Raw genomic sequence first — 23,557 nt, 5'->3', positions numbered from 1 at the left:
TCTCCGGGGGTGCTCAATCTACCCCCCGGAGATTTACATTGTCTATGTAAGGCTTGAGAATCCGGATAAATTCTTCCAGCTCAGGTTTTTCATAGGCGGAGAATTGTTTGCAGATGACACCGTCGCTTTCTGCATAGGACTGGAGAAAATATGCTTCACATCCCTTCAGCCATTCACCGATGGAAATAAAATCCCGGGCGGAATGCAGTTCCTTTACTACTGTGGTGCGGAATTCGTAAGGAAGCCCACAGGAGCGGATAAAATCCACGGATGCCCGGATTCGGCCCATGTCAAGCGCGGGCAGGCCGATGGTTTTAGTGTAATTCTCAGGAGAGGATTTTATGTCCATGGCAATATAATCCACCAGCTTTCTGCTGCACAGTGATTCCAGTACCTCGGGGCGGTAGCCGTTGGAGTCCAGCTTTACCAGATAGCCCAGTTCCTTTACACGGGAAAGAAAGATGTCCAGATCGGGCTGAAGCGTGGGCTCGCCTCCGGTTACACAGATTCCGGTAAGTATTCCCTGCCGCTTTCTGAGCACCTGGAAAATTTCTTCTTCAGGAATCTGCGGCAGCTGTCCCGCATGCAGGACCAGATCACCATTCTGGCAAAATGGGCAGCAGAAGTTGCAGCCTCCGGTGAAAACAGTACAGGCTACGTGGCCGGGATAGTCTAAAAGGGTAGTTTTATTGAATCCGTTAATTTGCATTTTTTCCTCTTTCCTGCTATGATTTATCTGCAAGTCGTTTTGGGTCTTAGTCACTTTTATTATAGACCTCCCGGAGGCGCCATACAAGAAGAAAGGACATAACTGTTCGTCCCTTCACAGTTATTGTCAAAATCCATCCTAAATCGCCTTCGGCGATGGATTTTGGCACTCCTGAATCATTTTCTTACGGTCAGTACAGCAAGTGTGCTGACATGGTTGAATAGTTACGAAAGGACTTCCATTCTATGACCGAGCAGGAAAAATATATGAAGGCGGCAATGACACAGGCAAAAAAGGCTTATGCCTTAGGAGAAGTCCCCATCGGCTGCGTTATTGTCCATGAAGGAAAAATAATAGGAAGAGGCTACAATCGCCGCAATACTGACAAAAATACACTTGCGCATGCGGAAATAACCGCCATTAACAAGGCCAGCAGGAAAATCGGGGACTGGAGGCTGGAGGACTGTACCTTGTATGTGACACTGGAGCCGTGTCAGATGTGCTCAGGCGCTATCGTACAGGCCCGGATTCCGGAGGTCGTGATCGGCTGTATGAACCCCAAGGCGGGCTGCGCCGGATCTATATTGAATATTCTGGAAAATGATTCGTTTAACCATCAGGTAAAGGTCACCAGAGGGGTGCTGGAGCAGCAATGCAGTGATATGCTGACGCAGTTTTTTAAAGAGCTCCGGGTCCGTGTGAAGGAGGAGCGTAAAGCGCGTAAGCTGCTTGCGGCGCAGGAGGAGAATAAGGAACATGGAGGAAACGTTTATGATGAATGAAGAATTTCTTACACTGACTATTGGGAAACAGAAGAACATTGCCCTGATTGCCCATGACAGCAAGAAGCCGGAGCTTATTTCCTGGTGTGAGGAGCATAAGGATGTGCTGAAGAACCATTTCCTGTGCGGGACAGGGACGACGGCCAGGATGATTACCGATAAGACCGGGCTTCCTGTGAAAGGATACAACAGCGGCCCGTTGGGCGGGGATCAGCAGATTGGCGCGAGAATCGTTGAGGGACGGATTGATTTTGTGATATTCTTTTCCGATCCTCTTACGGCGCAGCCCCATGATCCGGATGTGAAGGCTCTTTTGAGAATCGCGCAGGTATATGATATTCCTATTGCCAATAACAGGGCGACGGCGGATTTCATGATTACCAGTTCGTTGATGGATCAGGAATATGATCACCAGGTGGTAAATTTCCGGAGGAACATTGAACACCGGGCGAATACGTTGTAGGAAGCCGGGATGGGAGATTTCCGCTGTATCCTTTAAATATATAGTTATTCTGGAATATGATTATTCAGGACATCTTCTTGAATGGCTTTGCCATTCAAGAAGCATCGGATGTTCATCCGATGCGAATATAGGTGCAAAAACGGTTTTATAAGCAAGCTTAACGCCCGCTTTTGCACCTATATTCCCGCCGGCCTGGACTGTTTATAAGTATTATGATTTCAGTTTACGATAGGCTCTGGGCGACATGCCCAGGGCCTTTTTGAATATGTCGGAAAAATAAGCGGAGGAATGGAAGCCGCAGGCATAGCTGATTTCCGTAATGCTTTTATTTGTATTTTCCAGAAGGCTGCAGGCCTGGAGGATGCGGATGCCATTTAGATGGTCCATAACGGTGCTCTTGGTGGCGGCGCGGAACAGGCGGCAGAGATGGTATTTTGTGATGTAAAAATGATCCGCGATGTCATCCAGGGATCGGATGGTGCTGTAATTTTGATTGATATAGGTGATAAGCTCGGCAATGAGGGGCGCGCTGGCTTTTTGCGTTTCTTCTTCTGCTCCTGCGGCCTGGCGGTAGGTTTGGGTAAGCAGGGAAAGGATTCTGACGAAGGCTGGGTAGGTGCTGTCAAAATCCTTTTTTGCCGAAAAGCTACGGATTTGGAACAGGAGCTGTATGGTCTCCTCGTAATGCTCCTGGGGAAGGCTGAGGTGACCTGTCTGGAAGCATGTCAGGAGAAGGGAACGGCTTTTTTCCGTGAAATACCGGTTCAGATAGCGTTCGTCAAAATACATGAGTGTTCTTTCATTGCCTGCCCGGCCGAGGGATTTGTGCATGCAGTAGGGCGTGATGAGAGAAACATCATGTTTTTTCAGGGTGCAGGCGTTATCCAGGGTGATCAGTGTGTATTCCCCTTCCTGCAAAAGGAGCAGTTCGTAGGCGTTATGGTAGTGAAATCGGCCCATGTCATAGTCCTGGGTGTGTTTTGTGTATTCTATCTGGATCATTTTTTCCGGGGTATAGAGGTTGTTGTTCATGGGGGCTCCTTTGTGGCGCATGGCAGCGGGACCTGCATGCGGATGGATGGTACAGTTTTGATTCGTCAGAATCCATCCGGAATTTTGCTATGGCGTCATTTGGTCAATATTTCTAAAATATTATAAATAAAATTCCCATAATAAGCAATATAACAAAAGAAAAATAAGATTAATTGACTTATGATAATAAAGAAAATGGCGGCGGTCCAGTGCTCTGGGCTGTTGCAGAAAACGGGTCTTTTAGGAAAACAGGACTGGGAATAGAAAAAACGGAGGTTTTTTCATGTTTAGCAGGGAATTTTCTTTTGCAGAGGGCGGAGAAGGCGTCAGGCTGTCTGCCGGGGATTATTATGATGAGAGTAAGGGATACGGATTCCTGGGATTGGAAGCTCAGGAGAGGGCGGCGGACAGGTTTACCGGGACGGGCGGATGGAATCCGCGGGAGACGTATTGCCCTGGGGACGGAGAAGAAACCGGGCTGTGGCAGGATGGTGCGGACGGCGTGGAAGTGAAGGCGGGATTTCCTTTGCGGTTCCGGGCGGCGGTGCCGGGGAACGGAAGCTATGCGGTGACGGTGACCATCAGGGGCGGCAGAGAAGGCGCGCAGGGGCTGATGCTGTATACGGGCAGGAGGAACCTGATAAAAAGGGATATTGTTATCCGGCCGGGAGAGGTGTTTTCCTGCCGGTTTTATGTCCGGGTTTGTGAATATATCCCGGTGGTGGGAGAAGGGGCAAAGGAGGACAACTCGGTATATGTGACGGTGCTGGGCGCAGGGAAAAGCAGCGCCAGGATCAGCGGGCTGAAAATAGAGGATGCCCAGGCTCCCACCGTGTTTATCGCGGGAGATTCCCTGGTTGCGGATTATGATGGGCTGTATCCCTATAATCCGATTATCAACGGGGGCAGCTGGGGACAGAATCTGCCTCAGTATTTTGACGGCGTGGCTTTCAGCAATCAGGCGCATGGCGGGTTGACAACCAATTGCTTCCGGGATGACGGGCACTGGGATATTGTATGTAAAAATATCAGGCCCGGAGATATTTTTCTGATGGAATTCGGCCATAACGATCAGAAGAGACGGTATTTGAAGGCATTTGACCAGTATGCAGCGAATTTACGCAGATACGTCCGCCAAATCAGGGAAAAGGGAGCGTACCCCATGATCGTGACCTCTCTTTCCAGGATTCCGGGAAAAAATGAGGATGGGTATTTTGATTTGCTGGAGGATTATGCGCTAAGCTGCCTCAGAGTAGGGAGAGAGCTGCATGTGCCGGTAATCGATCTGCATGCCTGCAGCTTCCGGACTCTGTGCGATATGGGGCCGGAGATCACTCCTGATTATTTTATGGATACAACCCATACCAATGATTACGGCGCTTTGCTTACGGCCGGATTTATTGCAGAGGAAATTGTGAGGTTGCATGCGGAACCGCTGTGCGGCATGAGAAATGATTTTGCCGGTAAACCCTGGAAGCCGGACGTATTGCTGCGTCCTGCGGATACGGTGTCCAGCGCCCAAAAGGAGGAAAGGCCCATTCTTCCCACGGATTTGCCCAAGCTGCCTTATGCGGACTGTAAGGGGATTCCCCAGGAGGGCATACTGAAAAAGGCGATGGTAAAGGGGCTGCTGGATCCCTGCATCCTGTTTTTCCATCCTTTTGATGAGATTCCCAGGGGACAGTTTCTGTATTTGTTTTTCAAGGCCGCGCCCATGCCGGTAAAGCGGGGATATCAGGGAAGATTCTGTGATATCTACAGGTATGAATTTGATGCACAAAATGTGCAGACGGCGCTGGATGCAGGACTGGTGGATGAAACGACGACACCGGAGGACCGGTTCCGGCCGGATGATGGACTGACCTGCGGAGAGCTGGCGGAATTCATGGTAAGAAGCCTGCAGCCGGAAGGAAAAAGGGGGTTGGATATGCAGACCTGTGAGCAGGAGGCGAAACGGCTGGGACTGTTATGGGATGGTTATGAAAGAAATGCGGCAGTGAACCGTGCGGACTGTACTGCGGCGTTAGTGCGTATGATGGAAATCAGGGAAAAGGAGAATTGAGAAAAAATGCCAAGAACAGAGTACAAACTCATGGAAGGATGGGAATTTACACTGGATGCTGACGGGAAGAAGGGCTATCGGCCAGTAACCCTGCCCCACGACTGGGCCATAAGCGCGCCGTTTTGCCGGGATATGGATCAGGGGGAGGCTCAGGGCTTCCGGGCTCGTTTCGGAATCGGCTGGTACCGCAGAAGCCTTCGGCTGGAGGGAAAAAAGGAAGGCTATTGCTACTATCTGGATTTCGGCGGTATTTTTGAAAACAGCACCATATGGGTGAATGAAAGGGAAGCGGGCGGCTGGAAGTATGGCTACAGTTCCTTCCGGCTGGATATAACACAGTTCCTGAAAACCGGGGAAAACAGTATTGTCATCCGGGTGGATAATACGGTCAGCCCTGCGGATCGCTGGTACAGCGGGGCTGGAATTTACCGTACCGTGAAGCTGCTGGAGACGGAGGCCGCCCATCTGGAGGAACGGGAAATTGTGGTACATACCGAGCTTGAAGGGGACAGCGCAGTGGTACGCGTGGCAGCAGGCGTGGACGCAAGGGTAAGAGGCAGCCTTTCCCTGACGGGCGTGTGCGGCGATGCGCAGAATAACAGATGCCCTGATGCTGAAAATATGGCAGAAGGCATTCTTGCGGAAGATATTATTGCCGAGGGTGAAAACGGATTACTGGAATTTCACGTAAAAAATGCAAGCCTGTGGTCTGCCGAAGCACCGAATCTGTATACGCTTACCTTGTCCTTAATGGACGGTGAGAGGGCGGCGGACACGGTTTCCATGCGTATCGGGCTGCGGAAAATAGAGCTGCTTCCAGGAAAAGGGATGTTTGTCAACGGGGAAAAGGTGATTCTCAAGGGCGTATGCCTGCATCAGGAAGCGGGAAGCGCAGGGATAGCGGCGAAGAAGGAAATCTGGAGAGAAAGGCTTCTTTTGTTAAAGGAGATGGGCTGCAATTCCATCCGCGCCGCCCATCATACCCATTCCGTGGAGTTCCTGGATCTGTGTGATGAACTGGGCTTTTATGTGTATGAGGAATGCTTTGACAAGTGGACCGGCGGCCTGTATGGCCGGTATTTTGAAACAGAGTGGAAAAAAGATGTGGAAGCCATGGTGAAGCGCGACCGTAACCGCGCCTGTATTTTTATCTGGGGCGTGGGAAACGAGGTGGAAAACCAGGGGCAGCCATCCATGCTGGCTATTTTGAAAATGCTGAAGGATTATGTGCTTACCATGGATGCGACAAGGCCGGTAACCTACGCCATGAACCCGCATTTTAAACGGGAAAGCAATGTGGATCTGTCGCAAATCAAGGATATCCAGAAATTTGTGGATGAGGCGGACGATACGGAAATTTACGACGTCAGAGAAAGAGTGGAACGGATTTGCAGGATCGGGGAGATTGTTGATGTGATTTCCTGTAATTATCAGGAGCAGTGGTACCCCATGATCCATGAGGCTATGCCTGACAAACTGATTCTGGGAACGGAAATCTACCAGTTTTTCAAGGGGCATCCGGAGCAGATGCAGAATTTTACCAATGAAAATCCTTCCCTGGTGCCTTTTGCCGCGGATTATGTAATCGGCGGGATGATCTGGACGGGGATTGATTATCTGGGAGAATCCATGGGATATCCGGCGAAGGGCTGGAGCGGGGCAATGATCCGCACCAACCTTGTGAAAAAGCCGGGATTTTATCTATTGAAGAGCTATTGGAATGAGGAACCGATGGTGCATTTTTCCGTGATGGATTATTCCCTTGAGGACGAAGGGGTCAAGGAGCACTGGGATATGCCGATTTATGCGGACCACTGGCATTTCCCGCAGTTCCATAAAACAGTGATCCCTTATATGATAGCGAGCAATTGTGAGGAAGTGGCGCTGTATCTGAACGGGAAAAGATTTTTCCTGCCCCGTCCGGAAGACTGCCCGAACCGGATGATTACCGGCTTCCTTCCTTATCAGCCGGGCTGTGTAAAGGCGGTGGGTTATAAAAACGGGGAAGAGGTGTGCTGTCATGTTCTCAAAACTCCCGGGCCTGCCGTGAGGCTTTCGTTTACCCGTGAAGAGATAAAGGCGCCTGCCGAGAGAGGCTATGAAATGCTGCTTACCGTAAGGGCGGAGGACGAGGAGGGAAATCCTTATTTCCGGGAAAGCTCCAGGGTGCGTTTCCAGATTGAGGGGGACGGGGAAATCCTGTCCGTGGATAACGGGAACCTGATGACCAATGAGCCGTATCAGGCTGATTTTATCCATATGTACCATGGCTGTGCAAGCGTGAGAATCCGGTTGGGCGGCAGCGCGGGACGTATTGTGGTTTCGGCCTGTGCGGAAGGAATGTATCCGGGAAAAACTGTGCTTACGGTGGAATAGTAAGGTTGCAGAATATGACCCATTCCACATGGGGAGGTATCGGACAGAGCTCTGACAGGTGGGGCCGAATTATGAAGCAGTATCTGGCTGGCGATAGAAAATAAAAATCAGGGAGAAGACAGAATGAGGTATGAAGATGAGCAGTTAAAGCTGTTTTGTCCGGAGGAGACGCGGACGGCGGACAGTGCGGCCGTCCTCTGGAACAAGGTAAAAGGCGCGCGGCAGTACCGGGTTTTTCTGGATGGTGCGGAGGTTGGAAGGACGGAGCATACGGACTTCACACTGCGGGGGCTTAAAAGCGGCAGGGGCTATGAGATAGAAGCAGCGGCGGAGGATGAAAACGGGAGGCTGGCCCAAGATACGCTCCATATTGCCCTGCAGGAAAAGGGAGAGGAGCTTACTATCACATCCTTTGGAGCTGTGGGAGACGGCCGGACCGTAAACACTTCTTTCATCCAGAAAGCGATAGATGCCTGTCCGGCCGGGGGAACGGTGCGGATTCCGGCGGGAACCTTTGTGACGGGCGCGCTGTTTTTGAAGAGTGATATGACGCTTTTTCTTGAGGAAGGAAGCCGCCTGCTGGGAAGCGGATGCCTGGAGGATTTTCCGCATAAGAAATATCGGTTTGAGGGGCTGGAAACCATGTGCTATGCCAGCCTGATCAATACAAAGGAGACAGAGAACGGAAGGCTGCATAATATCCGGATTATGGGAAAAGGATGTGTGGATGCCAACGGAAGCATACTGCGCAGGCAGGAGCTGGCGGAAGGAAAGGGAAAGCCCGGGCGTGCGGTCTGCCTGTGGAATGTTGACGGCGTGTATCTGGAAGGGATTACGGTAAGACAGTCACCCGCCTGGTGTGTGCACCTGATTTACTGCAGCCATGTAAGCCTTAACGGCGTGAGTATTTTTACCAAGTTCGATGAAAACGGCAGGCGGTATGAGGGGATCGCAAACGGCGACGGCCTGGATCCGGACTCCTGCAGCTATGTAAATGTGTTCGGCTGTACCATCGGCAGCCAGGATGACTGCATTGCGGTCAAATCAGGCAGGAACGAGGAAGGAAGGCTTGTGGGAATCGCATCGGAGCATATCCGGGTTACGAACTGTACCTTTACCAGCGGCTTCGGCGTGGCGATGGGAAGCGAAATGTCGGGCGGCGTCCGGGACTGTTTGGTGCAGGATTGTGTTTTCAGTGATGTTTACAGTATCGGAAGCATTAAAACGCCCCGGGGCAGAGGCAGCGTGGTGGAAAATATTGTATATGAAAACCTGCGGCATCAGAATTTAAGCCATGAGCATCAGGACTGCAAATGGTTCCGCGGAGCCATATATGTGGATGAATTTTACAGTCATGATACCTTTGATACGGAGCATCCGGAACCTGTGGACGAGGGAACCTCCGTGATCCGGAACATTCTTTTTAAAAATATTTCCGTGGAAACGGTAACAGGAAATGCGGTCTATCTGGCCGGGCTGCCGGAGATGCCCCTGGAAAATATCTGTCTGGAAAATGTGACAGCGAAAGGACGATATGGGATGAAGGCCGCCAATATAAAAGGGCTTTGCATGAAAAATGTGACTGTGACAGCGCAGGAGGGTGAGCCTTATGAGTATCACCGTGTGGAACCGGAATGATCCGGAAGGAGTGAAAACCGGCAGAGCCGGATTTGTATGCGCGCTTCTGATGCGCGGAGAGGAGTAATATGAGGAATATTTATATCTGTTTTCCGGAGGGAAAGCATAAGGTACTGACCATGAGCTTTGACGACGGCCGTGTGGAGGACAGACAGCTGGTGGATATGTTTAACCGCTACGGCATCCGGGGGACTTTTCATGTAAATTCGGGGATTGCGGCAGAAACAAGAGTTCCCGTTTCGGAATATCGGGAGCTGTACCGGGGGCATGAGGTGTCCTGCCATACCTGCACCCATCCGACAATTGCCAGATGCCCCATGGAGCAGGTGGTTGAGCAGATCCTGGAGGATCGCAGAAGCCTGGAGGCCGCGGTGGGATATCCGGTGAGGGGTCTTTCTTATCCCAACGGTTCTTTTTCGGATGAAATCGTGAAGGCCCTGCCAGCCCTGGGAATCCGCTACTCCAGGACGGTGGAGGAAACGGGAGCTTTTGCCATGCCGGAGGATTTTCTGCGGTGGAAGGCTACCTGCCATTACAACCACAATTTGTTGGAGCTGGGAAAGGAATTTGTGTCTTTACATAAGACCCAATATCTGTATATGATGTATGTGTGGGGACACAGCTATGAATTTAATATTTACGGCAATTGGGATGTGATGGAGGAGTTCTGCAGGAACTGCGGCGGCAGGGATGATATCTGGTATGCCACCAATATTGAAATTGTGGACTATATGGAGGCGGCGGGACGGCTGCAGTTTGGCGCTGCCGGGAATATGGTGTACAATCCTTCCGCCGCATCCGTCTGGATTGAAGTGAATGGGGAGAAAAAAGAAATTCAGGGCGGCACCCTGCTAGAATTTTAACATCAGGATATTGTGGATAAAGGGGGAAAATAAATAAGCCATGGGGGATAAGTATACGGAAATCAATTCCAGGACCTGGGATGTCTGGGCAGAGAATGGCTGTGACTGGTCACTGCCTGTCACCCATGAGGAATTTGAAGCGGTTACGGAAGAAAACTGGGGCGTGTATCTGACGCCGTGCATTACGGCGCCGCATGAGTGGTTTGGTGAGCTTAAGGGAAAGAAGCTGCTGGGGCTTGCCAGCGGAGGCGGACAGCAGATGCCCATCTTTACCAGGCTGGGGGCGGAATGCACCATACTGGATTATTCGGACAGACAGCTGGAGGCCGAAAGAAAGGTGGCGCGCAGGGAAGGATATGCCATTTCCATTATCAAAGGGGATATGACGCAGCGCCTTCCTTTTGAGGATGGGAGCTTTGATATTATTTTCCATCCCGTTTCCAATTGCTACGTGGAGGATGTTTATCACGTATGGAATGAATGCTTCCGGGTGCTGAAAAGCGGCGGTGTTCTCCTGGCCGGCTTTGACAACGGGCTGAATTTCCTGTTTGAGGATGACAATCCGCTGCTTGTTGTGAATCCTCTGCCCTTTAATCCGCTGAAAATGCCACGGGAGAGGTTTGAGAGGATGGCGCAGAATTATGAAGGCATCCAGTTCAGCCACAGCATGGAGGAGCAGCTGGGCGGCCAGCTGAAGGCCGGTTTCCGGCTTACGGATCTGTATGAGGACAAAGATCGGGAGAACGGGATGGAAATCAGGAAATTTGCGCCGCAGTATATGGCGACAAGGGCGGTTAAGCCTTGAAAAAAGGACAGGAAGGCCTGTTCCGGGTGCGGCATTATCTGAATGATGCGCTGCGCAGCGGAGGCGGCCATATCGGTTACGGAATACGGGACAAATACAGAGGCAGGGGCTATGCGACAAAGGGCCTGGCGCTGACAATTGAAAAAGCCCGGGATCTGGTGGCAGAGGATGAGCTTTATCTGTCCGTGCACAAGGACAATCCGGCCTCCCTGCGTGTGCAGGAAAAAAACGGCGCATACATCCATCATTCGGATGAAAAAGAATATTATACGAGAATTCCGCTGGAAAAAACGCTGGAAAAAAGCACAAAGGATTGACAAAGCGTTAAAAAAAAAGTATACTAATTAAACCGTGCAGCCGGGGGATTAGCGGTCTCCTGTACCTGAAATCCGCTATAGCAGGGGTGATGTCCGGCCGAGGGCTTGTGCCTGTGTGGCTGCCCTTTATAAGTGGCGTTGAAGTTTGGGTCTTACGCAACGGATGTCTGCGAACCGTGTCAGGTTGGGAACAAAGCAGCACTAAGCAGAATTTTCCGTGTGCCGTGAGGGTGCCTGGCGGAGTTAACTGTAAAGGTAACGCATATGGGTTTGTGTTCGAAGCAGGACGCACGGTCTTTGATTTATATTCTGAATGATTTTTGAAAATGGAAGGTGTTGGATTATTTCATGAAAATGATAAGGTCCGGCACTTTTTTTGATACGGTACTCGGGGCTATCACGCGGGCAGGTTGTGCCTTCAGGAGAAAGGAGCGGATATGAGGCTGTTTCATGTAAGTGAGGAGAGCGGTATCAGGGTTTTTGAACCGCGGATACCTTTAAAGGAATATTCTCTCCTGCAGTGTCCCTGTATTTCCGGAGGTTCGGTGAGGGGAAAGAAATATAGACAAATTCCACAGAAAAAAATAATGGAAATTGAACAAAAATCAGGAATTCTATAAGGAGGCTATTGACAGTCCTGGTGAAATGAAATATGATTAATATATGCAAACGATTGCATGAATAATAATATTTCATTAATGCAAAAATAATATTTTTTTTGCCAATTAATGCAAACGTTTGCATTAATGAGAGGAGTACATATGAGTGTAACAATTAAAGACATTGCCGGAAAGGTCGGAGTTGCACCTTCTACGGTATCAAGGGTGGTCAATGGGAGTGCGTCTATTTCGGAGGAAACGAAAAGTAGAATTCTTCAGGCCATGGAAGAGATGAATTATCATCCCAACAGCCTGGCCAGGAATCTGGTCAATGGGTACTCCCATTGTATTGGATTAATTATGGACGCCAGGGATGATATTACTTTTTCCAATACTTTTTTTAACAGAAGTGTGTATGCCATTGATAAGGCAGCACAGACGAATGGATATAATCTTCTGATTGCTAATGACGATAACAGCAAAGGAGCGTCACCTGTGGAGAAACTGGTTCTGGAAAGAAAGGTGGACGGACTGATTCTTCCGTCCAATTGTGTCCGTACCGGCCTGGTGGAAATGCTTGTAAAAAACGGCTGCCCGTTTGTTGTACTGGGAGAACCATCCGTTATGAAAACGGAAGCCTGCTGGGTGGATGCCAATAATGAAGAAGGTGCCAGGATGGCGGTGCTTCACCTGGCGGAGGAAGGATTTCAGAGAATTGCATTCCTGATAGAAAACAGGAAAACCGTTTTTTCGGAAAAACGGATTGCAGGGTATCTGGAAGGACTGGAGGCAGCGGGCCTGTCCTGCGGTCAGGCGTATATCAGGGAGTGCGGGCTTCCTGAGAATGCGGAGACGACAGCTGGGGAGACATTGGAGGAGCGTGAGGCTCCGGATGCATTTTTGTGTTCCAATAATGTAATTGCCTATTATACACTTCAGGCATTGAAGAAAAGGGGGCTCCGGATTCCCGAGGACATAGGAATTGTGACCTTTGACAACCATCCCTTTGCACAATATATGGATCCGCCTTTGACAGCTGTGGATGTGGATACCTTCGGGCTTGGTGAACAGGCGGCGTTTCAGTTGATTCAAAAAATAAAAAGAGCTGAGAGCGGCAGTCAGCATACACTGATTTCCACCAGGTTGCTGATTCGCAGATCATCGCAGAAAGGGGGAAGTAAATGAACAGGGGAGCAATTGTACATTCCGGCATTCTACCAGATGTTTATCCCGAAAACCGCAGGCTGCTGAGCTTCCGCCTGCGGACGGGGCGGGAGGATGCTGCGGAATGTGTTCTGGTTATCTACTCCAGGACCACGCCGGATAGAATACGGAAGTTCCGTATGCAGTGCGCTCTTCGGGATGGGGAAGCGGATTATTATTCGGTGGAGGTGCCCTTCTCCAAGGTCGCCCGGTACCAAAAATATTATTTTGAGATAAAGGGAAGGGATGGAGAGCATCTGTACCTGACCACCTGGGGGCTTCAGGAAAAAACACCGGAGGATGGCTTTTTTGAATTCCTTTATGCAAACGGTAAGGACTGCCTGAGGATTCCCGAATGGGCTCCAGGGCAGGTGTATTATCAGATTTTTCCGGATCGGTTCCGCAATGGCTGCACTGAAAATGATCCGCCGGACTGTGCAGCATGGGGGAGTGTACCGGACAGAGAGCATTTTATGGGAGGAGACCTGCAGGGAATCCTGGAAAAATTGGACTATCTGGCGGCACTTGGCATACAGTGCCTGTATCTGACACCCATATTTAAAGGCGATTTTAATCATAAATATGCAACCACAGATTATTTTGAAATCGATCCCTGCTTTGGAAGTAAGGAGGAGTTCACCAGCCTGGTAGAGGGCTGTCATGAAAGAGGCATCAGAATCCTTTTAGATGGCGTATTTAATCACTGCGGGACGCATTTTGCGCCTTTCATGGATCTGCTGGAGAAACAGGAGGAATCCTCTTATAAGGATTGGTTTTTTGTAACGGAATATCCGGTGCGGCTTTCTCATCATAGCTATGAATGTGTAGGGGCATATAAATGGATGCCGAAGCTGAATACGGCAAATTGTGAAGTGAGAAAATTTATCCTGGAGGTTATGGATTACTGGCTGGGGAATTTTCACATAGACGGCTGGCGGCTGGATGTGGCGGATGAGGTGGACGGCAGTGTATGGACGGAGGTACGGACCGTTCTGAAGGAAAAATATCCCGATTGTCTGCTGCTTGGAGAAACCTGGGGAAGCGGCAGAACGCTGATGCAGGGAAATCGGATGGACAGCATCATGAATTACATATTCCGGGACAGTGTAAGGGATTTCTTTGCCAGGGAAAGCATTGACGCATTACAGCTGGACTGCCGCCTGAACCATATGCTGTCCGCATACTCGACGGAACAGCAGCAGGCGCTTTATAATCCGCTGGACAGTCATGATACGGAACGCTTCCTCTATCAATGCCGTGAAGATAAACGGAAGCTGAAGCTGGCCGCTGCGTTTCAGTTTGTATTTCCCGGGGCTCCGGCCATTTATTATGGAGATGAAATCGGTTTGACAGGAGCTAACGATCCGGACTGCAGAGGTGCTTTTTGCTGGGAAAAGGAAAAGCAGGATGAGGATCTATATGACTGGTATAGCAGGCTGATTAGGCTTCGAAGAGAAGAAAAGGCGCTATGCAGGGGCAGTTTTACGGCAGTGCTTTGTGACGGAAGGATGTATGGGTTTTCCAGGATGTGTGAAGAGGACGAGCTTTATGTGCTGCTGAATGCGGAGAACACGGAGTCAGAAGCGGTGCTGCCGGTGCTAAGGCCGGGAACCTATACCATTCTTTTTTCCGGGACAGAGGATGCAGAGAAAATGGAAATCACAGCAGAGTGGGCGGATGGGATCCATAAGCAAGGTGTAAACGCTGACAGGATGGACTGTCAGGGCAGAATCAGACTTACTGCCGGGGCATGGTCCATTTTAGTCATAAAAAAGAAAAAGGAGGAAAGAGGTTATGAAGGATAACAAAAAATTACTGGCAATTGTACTGACAGCTGCATTAAGCTTGGGGGCTATGGCAGGCTGCGGTAAATCGCCAGTAAATTCTGAAAGCAGCTCACAGGACGGTCCGCAAAACAGTACTGAGAGCAGCCAGTCAGCAACAGAAAAACAGGAAGAGGTCACTATCAATTTCTGGCATCATTACAGTGCGCAGTCGGCGGAAAATGATACGCTGATGAACGTACTGATTCCGGCCTTTGAAAGTGAGAACCCGGGTATTAAGGTAAATGCGGTTTCCCATGAATGGGCGGACCTGCATGAAAAAATACTGATTAATGCCAAAGCGGATACACTTCCGGATGTGGCGCGCCTTGACAGCGCATGGATACCGGAGTTTCAGAAAATGGGGATACTGGTTCCGCTGGACGAAGAAATTGCGGGTTTTAGCGATGTCTCCGGCGGGCTTCTGGAAAGTGCTATGAGCACAGCCCAGATAGGCGGGCATTCCTATGGACTTGCATTGAATACAAATACGAAAATTCTGTTCTACAATCAGAAAGCACTTGAGGATGCAGGACTTTCCGTGCCGTCTGACATGGAAGAATTCGTGGAAGCGGTAAAACAGCTTTCCGGCAGCAATGAAAACGGGCAGCAGGTATGGGGCTATGATGAACCTGCCCTTGCAGGCTGGAACCTCTGTCCTTTTATCTGGAGCTGCGGAGGAGAGCTTACCAGTCCTGACCAGAAAACGGCCACCGGTTATATCAACAGTCCCGAAACGGTGGCAACGGTTCAGCTGCTGGCGGATCTCTACGGAGAGGGATGTATCACCGGATGGAACAGCGGAGATATTCCCATGACAGATGGTTTCGGAACCGGACGGTATATGATGCTGCTTGAGGGCCCATGGAAAATAGCGGAAATGCAGGGTGCATATCCTGATTTTGCCTATGGTACCGCTCCTATGCCTGCAGGCAAGGGCGGAAGCGTATCCGTTTTGGGTGGCGAAGATATTTCAATGTTCCGTTCTGCCAACCAGGATGCCGCCTGGAAGTTTATGGAGTTTATGACATCTCCTTATGCGCAGGAGGAAATGGCAAAGTGCGGTCAGATTCCGGTAAATAAGGAAGCGCTGGAGAGTGATACCGTGAAGAAAGCTGATTTCGCTCCTTTTATTGAAGCGATCAAAACAGCAAAAAGCCGCCCAACGGTAGCAAGCTGGTCAGAAATTGACAGTGAACTTGCCACTGCGGTAACCGCAGTAATGAACGGGGAAAAAACCGCTCAGGAAGCCATGGATGAGCTTGCAGTGAAGATGGATAAACTGCTTGCCGAATAAGGCTTACACTACTTTATTATAGCCCAGGAGCGTCCGCTTCGTCAATGGCGCGGACGTTTTCCTGAGCCGGTTTATGTTAATGGATTAGGCGGGCGGTATAACAGCGGCCGGGCAGTAAAGGAGGCATATATGAACAGAAAAACATGGGGCAGCAGGATGCAGATAGGCTTACTTTTGCTGCCGGGTGTGCTGATATTCGGAATATTTACACTTTATCCCATTGCCAAGCTGTTTCTTATGAGTTTTTTTAAATGGGATTTCGGATCCATACTGAGCCAGGAGTTTTTCGGGCTGGGAAATTACGGAGAGGTTTTTGGGGATCCCTATTTCCATACAGTGTTTGTAAATTCAATAGTATATACGCTGGTGACGGTACCGGCGCAGATGCTGCTGGGGCTTTTAACCGCGCTTTTTATCAACAGCATCTGCCATTTCAGGATAGGCTTCCGCGTGCTGTATTATCTGCCTGTAATTACCTCTTGGGTTATTGCATCGCTTGTTTTTAAGTATGTATTTAATACGGAAGGAATGCTGAATTATTTCCTTACAAGCGTCATACATGTGACAGGACAGAATATCCGCTGGCTGGATACCCGTTGGGGCGGGCTTACAATTGCAATGCTTCTGGGAATCTGGAAGGGAATTGGATGGAATATGGTAGTGTTTCTGGCCGCGCTGCAGACTGTTCCCCAGGAATTATACGAGGTGGCATCGCTGGACGGCGCCGGAAGTGTGAGAAAGTTTTTCTCCGTAACCCTGCCAGCCATCCGGGGAACCGTTTTATTTGCTCTGGTCATGCTGACCATTGGCGGCTTCAATGTATTTACCTCTATTAAAATGATCACAGACGGCGCGCCGGGGCACCAGACGGATACGATTTTGACATGGATGTATTATAAAGCCTTCAGTACAGGCAAGTTCGGTTATTCTGCAGCGCTTTCCTTTATTACCGCTGTGGTGCTTGCCTTTTTGGCACTGGTACAGTTCCGGTTGATGAAGGAGGGGGAGAATTGAAGGTGAAACTGACAAAAAGAAATATGGTTCATTTTTTATTATATCTGCTTCTGTTGGCCGGGCTGATCATTGTGGTACTGCCATTTTGCTATATGCTGAGCACCTCGCTGAAGCCGAATGGGGCTCTGTATGAGTTCCCGCCCCGTTTTTTCCCTTCACTGGAGGAAATTACGCTGGAAAATTATGATTATATACATCACCAGGGAAAATTCTATATGAATTTTATTAACAGCGTTCTCGTGTCGGGTATTACCGTTTTGATTGCCGCTTTTGTGGCTGCCGCCCTTGGCTTCTGTATTGCAAGATTCCATTTTCCGGGGAGAAGGTTTCTTTTTCTGTTTATTATGCTGACCATGATTATTCCGGGGACTACGCTGATAGTTCCCCAGTATGAGCTGGCGGTTAAGCTGAAGGTGATCAATAATCTCTGGGGGCTGATCCCTTTTTATGTGGCCTGGGTCATACCATATTCAACATTTATGATAAAAGGGTTCGTGGAAAATGTGCCCAGGGAGCTGGATGAAGCGATTTATATGGATGGGGGAGGCGTGTTTACCGTATTTTTCCGCATTATATTTCCACTTGCGAAGCCAGGCATTGCCTCCGTATCTATTTTTAACTTCCTTACAGCATGGGAGGAATTCCCATGGGCAAATACGGTAATAAATGATAATCTGAAGCGGACTCTTCCCATAGCCATCTCTGGTTTTTTCGGTCAGCACCAGTTTACGCAGTGGGGATATGTTTTTGCACTGTCTGTCCTGAGCCTGGTGCCTATCCTGGTAATATTTATTTTCTGCCAGAAATTCTTTGTGGCGGGGCTGACTGCGGGAAGCGTTAAGGGATAGGCTCAGCAGAAAAGTAAACAACCCACATAATCAACGAAAGCTCCTAAAAAGCACCTCCATCTGCCATATTTTGTGCATTGTTCCTTTCCGTGCGTTTACTTTATAATGAAAAAAAGATACTGCCCGGAGCAGGTCTTTTTACATAAAACGCAAAGAAAGGAAAAGTACATTGAAAAAAAATATTTTATTTTCTCTTATCACATCTATGGTTGTTTCCGCGTTTGTAGGAATTATGGGCCTTTCTGCGCAGGCCGCGCCGGTGAGTGAGTCCCGGGAAAAGACGGTTGTGGGCTATTATACCTCCTGGGCTTCGGCTAAGGGCTATACGCCGCTGCACGTTCCGGCACAGAAGCTGACCCACCTGAATTACGCATTTGCCGGAATTGATCCGGCTGCCAACAGCATTGCCCTTGCCAATCCACAAAGGGATCTTAAGAATTTTGAGCAGCTCCGCAGCTTAAAGGCGGCAAATCCCGGACTGAAAACCCTGATATCCGTAGGGGGCTGGGATGATTCTGCTTATTTCAGCGCTGTCGCTGCCACTGAGGAGAGCAGGAACAGCTTCGCCGAAAGCTGCCGGGCCTTTCTTGTGGCCCACGGTTTTGACGGGGTTGATCTGGACTGGGAATATCCGGTGTCCGGCGGAAAGGCCGGGAATCTGTCCAGCCCCGGAGATACAGGGAACTTTACGCTGCTTCTTTCCGCAATCCGGCAGAAGCTGAATGAACAGAGCCTGATTGACGGCAAACAATATTATCTGACAATTGCCGGGGCAGCCAATCCCAACTATCTGAAGAAAATTGAAGCGGGCAAGGTGGCGGAGCTGGTGGATCATATTTTTGTTATGACCTATGATATGCATGGGCCGTGGGACAGCCGGTCGGATTTCGGCGCGCCCCTATACAGTCCGTCAGAATACACCCCTCAGTATAAAAACAGTGTATTTGAGGGGATATCCGCGTACCTGAATGCAGGAATCCCCGCAGGCAAGCTGGTTCTGGGAATCCCTTTTTACGGCTATCTTTATGAGGGTGTTTCGGAAAATAACAACGGCAGGTACAGCGCCTTTTCTTCCGCCCGTGCGGTCACCTACGATGCGGTAAAAAATAATTACCTGAACCGCCCCGGTTTTCGCTCCTTCTTTCATGAAGAAGCATTTGTACCATATTTATATGGAAACGCAGCCTTCCTTTCCTACGAGGATACCCGGTCTGTGGGTGCTAAAGCCATGCTGGCCCGGAATCTGGGACTGGCAGGCGCCGGGATCTGGGAGCTGTCGCAGGATACGGGAGGGGAACTGTTGGAGAGCGTTTATGCAGGAGTGAACGGGAAGTAATTATCAGGAACTGACAACGGTATATGTTATGTTAAAGCACTTGCAAAACATCGTCCCATTACGTATAGTAAGAAGCAGCAGGAAAGGAACGGACGATGAGAAAAGAGGAAGCGGATTACATAAAAATCATGTCGGACTGTACGCTGTGCCCAAGAAACTGCCATGCCGACAGGCTTGGCGGAAAAACGGGCTATTGCGGGCAGACCGCAGAAATAAAAGCCGCCAGGGCGGCGCTGCATTTTTGGGAGGAGCCGTGTATTTCAGGAGATAACGGTTCAGGTACTGTTTTTTTCAGCGGCTGTGTGCTCCGGTGTGTGTTCTGTCAGAACAGGAATATTGCCGAGAGCAGGGCCGGCAGGGAAATTACGGTGGAAAGGCTTGCGGACATTTTCCTGGAGCTGCAGGAGAAGAAAGCCAATAATATCAATCTGGTGACGCCCACCCATTTCGTCCCGCAGATTGCGTTGGCGCTGGAGCGGGCGAAGGAGGCGGGGCTGTGTATCCCGGTGGTTTACAATACCGGAAGCTATGAGAAGGCGGATACGCTGAAACGGATGGACGGCCTGGTGGATATTTATCTGCCGGACATGAAATATGTCTCCCCTGCGCTGGCGCAGAGATATTCCCACGCACCCGATTATTTCGAAACGGCCTCCCTGGCGGTGGCGGAAATGGTAAGGCAGGTGGGAGAGCCGGTTTTTGACGGCAATACGGGGCTGATGAAAAAGGGAGTCATTGTGCGGCATCTGGTGCTGCCCGGCTGTACGGTGGATTCCAAAAAGGTGATCCGGTATCTGTATCAGACCTATGGGGAGCGCATTTTTATCAGCATTATGAACCAGTATACCCCGATTGGTGAATTTCCGGAGTTCCCGGAGCTGAACAGGCGTGTGAGCAGAAGGGAGTACGACAGGGTGGTGGACTTCGCCCTTGAGCTGGGTGTGGAAAACGGTTTTATCCAGGAAGGGGAAAACGCGGAGGAAAGCTTTATACCGGAATTTGATGGAGAAGGCCTGTGAGCGTGTCACAGACCTTTTTTCTAAATGATGGGAATGGCCGGTTTTTAAATAAAAACATGGAACTTACATGTTACGGTTCAGACAGGTCCGTCCATTTTCTGCGCAGACCGTGAGAAAACGTGCCGGCGGCCTGAAAAAAAGAATTGTATCATGGCTCAGGGTGGGTTATGATGAAGGTATGTAACAACGGAAAAATACACAGAGAGGAAAAGTCTATGGGGGAAACAAAAGCTTATACATTTAAGGTAAAACCGCAGGAGGATTCCAATATATACAGGCTGATTCAGATTGACAGCGGCAAGACGCTGGATGATCTGCACAGCGCCATACTCCGGGCCTTTGATTTTACGGCAGAGCATCTGTATATGTTCAGCAGAAACAGGAAGCCATATGACAAAGACGGTTATTATTCGCCCTATGATGATGAAAGAAGGAGGGCGGATCAGGAAACCCTTTCAGGGCTGGGCTGGAAGCTGAAGGAAACCTGGCTTTATTTGTATGATTTCGGCGATGACTGGATGTTTGATGTGACGTTAGTAAAGATGGAGGATACGGAGAAAAAAGCGAGGACGCGCCAGCTGGAGGGAAAAGGCGTACTGGAACAGTACCCTGCTTATGAAGAAGACGGTTGGGATGAAGAGGATGACTGGGAAGACGCTCCGGAGGATTTTGTGGAGGAGGCGGAAGATGCGTCCTTTGAGGATAATATCCTGCGGGATTTTTTCCTTGGAGAGGACTGGGACGAGGAAGACGATCTGGATATCATGTCTCCGGTAGAAGTGCTGCCCACGAACAAAACCATGGAAAAGCTGCTGAAGCAGAAGAGCAAGGAGGAGCTGGAGGCTCTGATGGGCAGGATGGGGATAGCGCTGCCCCCGGTCCCCAAGGGAAAACGCAAGGTCCCTGTTTATGCGGCGGCCCTGGCAGAGGAGCTGAATAAGGATATGGAGCCGTTACTTGGGCTGCTTACCGGAGAAAGTATGGAATTCCTGGTCCAACTTACGGAGGGAAAGAAGGTTACGCTGGCAGACTGCCTGGGTATGCTGGGGGAACTGGATGTTTATTTTGCCTGCGGGCTTGCGGATTTGGAGGATTTTGATGAGGGAGTTATCAGACTGACGCCGGAAGCCGGAAAATGTGCGGAAATTTGTTCGCAAAAGGATAGAAGGCAGCAGATCGAAGTGATTGTAAAGCTGGAGTCCAACATGAAAAGGTTCCTGAATATGTATGGGGTGATGGAAGCGGAGAAGCTTCTGCCGCTGCTCAATTCCTATACCGGCTGCAGCATGGAGATGGAAGAGTTCTATGACAAAGTTTTGGTGCCAAATGCTTATTGGGACAACATCACTGTGCTGAAGATGGAGGAAGATGAAATTATTTATGTCTCCATCCTGGAGGAAGAGGACGCCGAATGGGTGCTGTCGCAGAGAGCGGAATTCGATGAAATTGAGGATTACAGGGAGTTCACCACGCAGGAGAGGAAGGCGCTTGAACAGGGAGGAATTATATCCTTGATTCCATCTATGAAGGAGTTGATGGACTATCTTCTGGATGTAAAAGAAGTGGAAGAAGAGGAATGTATGTTCCTGGTATCCGAGCTTTTGCATGAAGGTATGCTGGGCGTTGATATTGAGAATTTTATCGCTGAGTGCGGAGATATGCTCAGGGATAATGATATCCGGATGACACACAGATTCAGGGAAATGGTGGAAGCGGTGCTGGAGGAATGCCCGTCGGCGGTTCTGAAGGGTTACTCTATGAAGGAATATGGAAAAATGATGGAGGAATAGAGAGCATGACTCGGCATGAGGAAATAATCATGGATGTTTTTCTCTGTACAAGGTTCAATGAACGGGCGGAGCTTGTACAGAGGATGAGAGTAAAAAGGTAATTCCGCCCTCATTGGATTTTGTACTTATAGGAAGAAAAAAACTATAAGGAGAAAAACCAATGAAACAGCTCACAAATAATAAATCGGGATTTACGTACTATATTATATTCTGGCTCAGCCAGTCCGTTTCCCAGCTGGGAAGCGCCATGACGGGTTTTGCCCTGATAATCTGGGCTTATAAACAGACGGATTCCGCAATGGCGGTATCCCTGATGACCTTTTGTTCTTATGTGCCTTACATTCTTGTCAGTCTTTTTGCAGGTTCATTTATTGACCGGCACCGGAAAAAGACGATTATGCTGGCAGCGGATTCCGCCGCGGCTGTGTGCACTGTTTTTGTCTGGATGCTGCTGATTAACGGCAGGCTGGATATCCGTTATATTTACGTGGTGAATGCGGTAACTGGCTTTATGAATGCGTTTCAGTTTCCGGCGCAGTCCGTGGCTGTCGGGATGCTGGTGCCCAAGGAGCTGTATGCGAGGGCAAGCGGGATGGATTCCTTTTCTTCCAACCTGCTGACGGTGGTGACACCGGTGCTGGCGGCTTCCGTCAGCGCCTTCTGGGGGTTGGAGGGCGTAATTCTCGCGGATCTTGGCTCTTTTGTTTTTGCGTTCTGTGTCCTGCTCTTTTTCGTCCGGATTCCGGAGGAATGCAGCAGGGAAAAGAAGAAAGAGAAGCCCTTTGCCGGCCTGAAGGAAGGGATTGGTTTCCTGAAAAAGGGAAAGGGCCTGGGATTTATGATTTTCAGCATGGCGTTGATTAATTTCTTTTCCCGGCTGACCTATGAAAATATTCTGTCGCCCATGCTTCTTGCAAGGAGCGGGGGAAATGAGCAGATTATGGGGCTGGTGAGCAGTGTGATGGGCATGGGAGGGATCGCGGGCGGCCTTTTGGTTGCCACCGGGAAGATAAAGAGAAGACCGGTGAGGATGATCTATCTGTCCGCCGCTTTTTCCTTCCTGTTCGGGGATTTGGGGATCGGCATGGGCAGGGGTGCCTGGAGCTGGTGCCTGGCAGGGCTTGCGGCAAGCGTTCCTATTCCCTTTGTAGCCGCGGGACAGCGTATTATTCTGTATCACCGGGTTCCCCGGGAGATACAGGGAAGAATTTTTGCAGCAAGAAATGCGCTGCAGTATTGCAGTATCCCGGCGGGCCTTCTGCTGGGAGGCTGGCTGGCCGACTATGTATTTGAACCGTTCATGCAAGGGGGGATCGGCTGCGGCACAGCTGCTTGGCAGGCTGGTTGGGACAGGGAGCGGAAGCGGAATGGCGTTGATGTTCCTGTGCACCGGCGTGCTTGGGGCAACGTCAAGCCTTTACTGGTATTGCAACAGGGAAATACGGAAGCTGGAGGAAGGGCTGGAGTGACAGCACTTTATAAGATGCAGGGGGAAAACAGTATCTGTTTTCTTCCCTGCTTTTTTGTATAAAAAGGGATATTCAATCAATGCGTTTTTATGAATGTGGTTTTTGTGCCGGG

Annotated in this window: 20 protein-coding genes and 1 other RNA gene; 19 read left to right on the top strand and 2 right to left on the bottom strand. The window is 49.8% G+C overall.

The features are described 5' to 3' along the window. Nucleotides 1-13: 13 nt before the first annotated feature. Complete coding sequence (locus tag FYJ45_RS09830) at nucleotides 14-709, bottom strand: anaerobic ribonucleoside-triphosphate reductase activating protein (RefSeq protein WP_154464457.1); 696 nt, start codon at nucleotides 707-709, stop codon at nucleotides 14-16. A gap of 245 nt (nucleotides 710-954) precedes the next feature. On the opposite strand from FYJ45_RS09830, the gene tadA reads away from it, so the two are divergent. Both tadA and FYJ45_RS09820 read left to right on the top strand, forming a co-directional pair. Then, nucleotides 955-1,491: a tRNA adenosine(34) deaminase TadA gene (gene tadA / locus FYJ45_RS09825; RefSeq protein WP_021636587.1), complete on the top strand. Its 537-nt coding sequence runs from the start codon at nucleotides 955-957 to the stop codon at nucleotides 1,489-1,491. Further along, nucleotides 1,481-1,954 carry a methylglyoxal synthase gene (locus tag FYJ45_RS09820; RefSeq protein ID WP_330406224.1) on the top strand — a complete coding sequence of 158 codons (474 nt, stop codon included), beginning with the start codon at nucleotides 1,481-1,483 and terminating at the stop codon, nucleotides 1,952-1,954. The genes tadA and FYJ45_RS09820 overlap by 11 nt, the downstream gene beginning before the upstream one ends. 210 nt (nucleotides 1,955-2,164) lie before the next feature. Here FYJ45_RS09820 and FYJ45_RS09815 read toward each other — a convergent pair whose 3' ends face one another. Then, nucleotides 2,165-2,986: a helix-turn-helix domain-containing protein gene (locus tag FYJ45_RS09815; RefSeq protein ID WP_195841758.1), complete on the bottom strand. Its 822-nt coding sequence runs from the start codon at nucleotides 2,984-2,986 to the stop codon at nucleotides 2,165-2,167. 283 nt (nucleotides 2,987-3,269) lie between these two features. Between FYJ45_RS09815 and FYJ45_RS09810 the strand changes: the two genes are divergently transcribed. From FYJ45_RS09810 to FYJ45_RS09730, 17 genes are all read left to right on the top strand, one after another. After that, nucleotides 3,270-5,048 (top strand): rhamnogalacturonan acetylesterase, encoded by a 1,779-nt coding sequence (locus FYJ45_RS09810; protein WP_154464455.1) that lies wholly within the window; start codon nucleotides 3,270-3,272, stop codon nucleotides 5,046-5,048. A gap of 6 nt (nucleotides 5,049-5,054) precedes the next feature. Next, complete coding sequence (locus tag FYJ45_RS09805; protein ID WP_154464454.1) at nucleotides 5,055-7,424, top strand: glycoside hydrolase family 2 TIM barrel-domain containing protein; 2,370 nt, start codon at nucleotides 5,055-5,057, stop codon at nucleotides 7,422-7,424. 123 nt (nucleotides 7,425-7,547) lie between these two features. Next, nucleotides 7,548-9,062 carry a glycoside hydrolase family 28 protein gene (locus FYJ45_RS09800; RefSeq protein ID WP_154464453.1) on the top strand — a complete coding sequence of 505 codons (1,515 nt, stop codon included), beginning with the start codon at nucleotides 7,548-7,550 and terminating at the stop codon, nucleotides 9,060-9,062. Nucleotides 9,063-9,130: 68 nt separating this feature from the next. Further along, nucleotides 9,131-9,925, top strand: coding sequence for a polysaccharide deacetylase family protein (locus FYJ45_RS09795; protein ID WP_021636581.1), 795 nt, complete (start codon nucleotides 9,131-9,133; stop codon nucleotides 9,923-9,925). 40 nt (nucleotides 9,926-9,965) lie between these two features. Beyond that, nucleotides 9,966-10,730: a class I SAM-dependent methyltransferase gene (locus tag FYJ45_RS09790; RefSeq protein WP_154464452.1), complete on the top strand. Its 765-nt coding sequence runs from the start codon at nucleotides 9,966-9,968 to the stop codon at nucleotides 10,728-10,730. Beyond that, a complete protein-coding gene (locus tag FYJ45_RS09785) occupies nucleotides 10,727-11,047 on the top strand; it encodes a GNAT family N-acetyltransferase (protein WP_154464451.1) in 321 nt (106 codons plus the stop codon). The genes FYJ45_RS09790 and FYJ45_RS09785 overlap by 4 nt, the downstream gene beginning before the upstream one ends. 32 nt (nucleotides 11,048-11,079) lie before the next feature. Further along, an RNA gene (ffs, locus tag FYJ45_RS09780) (signal recognition particle sRNA large type) lies at nucleotides 11,080-11,341 on the top strand. A 143-nt stretch (nucleotides 11,342-11,484) separates the two neighbouring features. Then, nucleotides 11,485-11,667 carry a hypothetical protein gene (locus FYJ45_RS09775; RefSeq protein ID WP_154464450.1) on the top strand — a complete coding sequence of 61 codons (183 nt, stop codon included), beginning with the start codon at nucleotides 11,485-11,487 and terminating at the stop codon, nucleotides 11,665-11,667. Nucleotides 11,668-11,808: 141 nt separating this feature from the next. Beyond that, nucleotides 11,809-12,831, top strand: a complete 1,023-nt coding sequence (locus tag FYJ45_RS09770) for a LacI family DNA-binding transcriptional regulator (RefSeq protein ID WP_195841757.1) — start codon at nucleotides 11,809-11,811, stop codon at nucleotides 12,829-12,831. Next, nucleotides 12,828-14,654, top strand: a complete 1,827-nt coding sequence (locus FYJ45_RS09765) for a glycoside hydrolase family 13 protein (protein WP_154464448.1) — start codon at nucleotides 12,828-12,830, stop codon at nucleotides 14,652-14,654. Before FYJ45_RS09770 ends, FYJ45_RS09765 begins: the two co-directional genes overlap by 4 nt. Next, complete coding sequence (locus FYJ45_RS09760; protein ID WP_154464447.1) at nucleotides 14,644-15,969, top strand: extracellular solute-binding protein; 1,326 nt, start codon at nucleotides 14,644-14,646, stop codon at nucleotides 15,967-15,969. The genes FYJ45_RS09765 and FYJ45_RS09760 overlap by 11 nt, the downstream gene beginning before the upstream one ends. A 129-nt stretch (nucleotides 15,970-16,098) precedes the next feature. Next, nucleotides 16,099-16,983 (top strand): carbohydrate ABC transporter permease, encoded by an 885-nt coding sequence (locus tag FYJ45_RS09755; protein WP_154464446.1) that lies wholly within the window; start codon nucleotides 16,099-16,101, stop codon nucleotides 16,981-16,983. Nucleotides 16,984-16,985: 2 nt separating this feature from the next. Further along, nucleotides 16,986-17,831: a carbohydrate ABC transporter permease gene (locus FYJ45_RS09750; RefSeq protein WP_276892555.1), complete on the top strand. Its 846-nt coding sequence runs from the start codon at nucleotides 16,986-16,988 to the stop codon at nucleotides 17,829-17,831. A 169-nt stretch (nucleotides 17,832-18,000) separates the two neighbouring features. Further along, entirely contained in the window at nucleotides 18,001-19,167 is a 1,167-nt protein-coding gene (locus FYJ45_RS09745) for a glycoside hydrolase family 18 protein (RefSeq protein ID WP_154464445.1), read from the top strand. A gap of 95 nt (nucleotides 19,168-19,262) precedes the next feature. Next, nucleotides 19,263-20,186: a radical SAM protein gene (locus tag FYJ45_RS09740; RefSeq protein ID WP_235930749.1), complete on the top strand. Its 924-nt coding sequence runs from the start codon at nucleotides 19,263-19,265 to the stop codon at nucleotides 20,184-20,186. A 215-nt stretch (nucleotides 20,187-20,401) separates the two neighbouring features. After that, a complete protein-coding gene (locus tag FYJ45_RS09735; RefSeq protein ID WP_207708413.1) occupies nucleotides 20,402-21,976 on the top strand; it encodes a plasmid pRiA4b ORF-3 family protein in 1,575 nt (524 codons plus the stop codon). 160 nt (nucleotides 21,977-22,136) lie between these two features. Then, nucleotides 22,137-23,507, top strand: coding sequence for an MFS transporter (locus tag FYJ45_RS09730; protein ID WP_235930748.1), 1,371 nt, complete (start codon nucleotides 22,137-22,139; stop codon nucleotides 23,505-23,507). Nucleotides 23,508-23,557 lie beyond the last annotated feature (50 nt).

The sequence above is a fragment of the Eisenbergiella porci genome (genome assembly GCF_009696275.1).
Classification (GTDB): Bacteria; Bacillota; Clostridia; order Lachnospirales; family Lachnospiraceae; genus Eisenbergiella; species Eisenbergiella porci.
This window is presented reverse-complemented; position numbering and strand designations above follow the sequence as displayed.

Bases quoted from the DNA above. Each gene is read 5' to 3' on its own strand.
- FYJ45_RS09830 (WP_154464457.1), bottom strand. From the start codon at position 709: ATGCAAATTAACGGATTCAATAAAACTACCCTTTTAGACTATCCCGGC.
- tadA (WP_021636587.1), top strand. From the start codon at position 955: ATGACCGAGCAGGAAAAATATATGAAGGCGGCAATGACACAGGCAAAA.
- FYJ45_RS09820 (WP_330406224.1), top strand. From the start codon at position 1,481: ATGATGAATGAAGAATTTCTTACACTGACTATTGGGAAACAGAAGAAC.
- FYJ45_RS09815 (WP_195841758.1), bottom strand. From the start codon at position 2,986: ATGAACAACAACCTCTATACCCCGGAAAAAATGATCCAGATAGAATAC.
- FYJ45_RS09810 (WP_154464455.1), top strand. From the start codon at position 3,270: ATGTTTAGCAGGGAATTTTCTTTTGCAGAGGGCGGAGAAGGCGTCAGG.
- FYJ45_RS09805 (WP_154464454.1), top strand. From the start codon at position 5,055: ATGCCAAGAACAGAGTACAAACTCATGGAAGGATGGGAATTTACACTG.
- FYJ45_RS09800 (WP_154464453.1), top strand. From the start codon at position 7,548: ATGAGGTATGAAGATGAGCAGTTAAAGCTGTTTTGTCCGGAGGAGACG.
- FYJ45_RS09795 (WP_021636581.1), top strand. From the start codon at position 9,131: ATGAGGAATATTTATATCTGTTTTCCGGAGGGAAAGCATAAGGTACTG.
- FYJ45_RS09790 (WP_154464452.1), top strand. From the start codon at position 9,966: ATGGGGGATAAGTATACGGAAATCAATTCCAGGACCTGGGATGTCTGG.
- FYJ45_RS09775 (WP_154464450.1), top strand. From the start codon at position 11,485: ATGAGGCTGTTTCATGTAAGTGAGGAGAGCGGTATCAGGGTTTTTGAA.
- FYJ45_RS09770 (WP_195841757.1), top strand. From the start codon at position 11,809: ATGAGTGTAACAATTAAAGACATTGCCGGAAAGGTCGGAGTTGCACCT.
- FYJ45_RS09765 (WP_154464448.1), top strand. From the start codon at position 12,828: ATGAACAGGGGAGCAATTGTACATTCCGGCATTCTACCAGATGTTTAT.
- FYJ45_RS09760 (WP_154464447.1), top strand. From the start codon at position 14,644: ATGAAGGATAACAAAAAATTACTGGCAATTGTACTGACAGCTGCATTA.
- FYJ45_RS09755 (WP_154464446.1), top strand. From the start codon at position 16,099: ATGAACAGAAAAACATGGGGCAGCAGGATGCAGATAGGCTTACTTTTG.
- FYJ45_RS09740 (WP_235930749.1), top strand. From the start codon at position 19,263: ATGAGAAAAGAGGAAGCGGATTACATAAAAATCATGTCGGACTGTACG.
- FYJ45_RS09735 (WP_207708413.1), top strand. From the start codon at position 20,402: ATGGGGGAAACAAAAGCTTATACATTTAAGGTAAAACCGCAGGAGGAT.
- FYJ45_RS09730 (WP_235930748.1), top strand. From the start codon at position 22,137: ATGAAACAGCTCACAAATAATAAATCGGGATTTACGTACTATATTATA.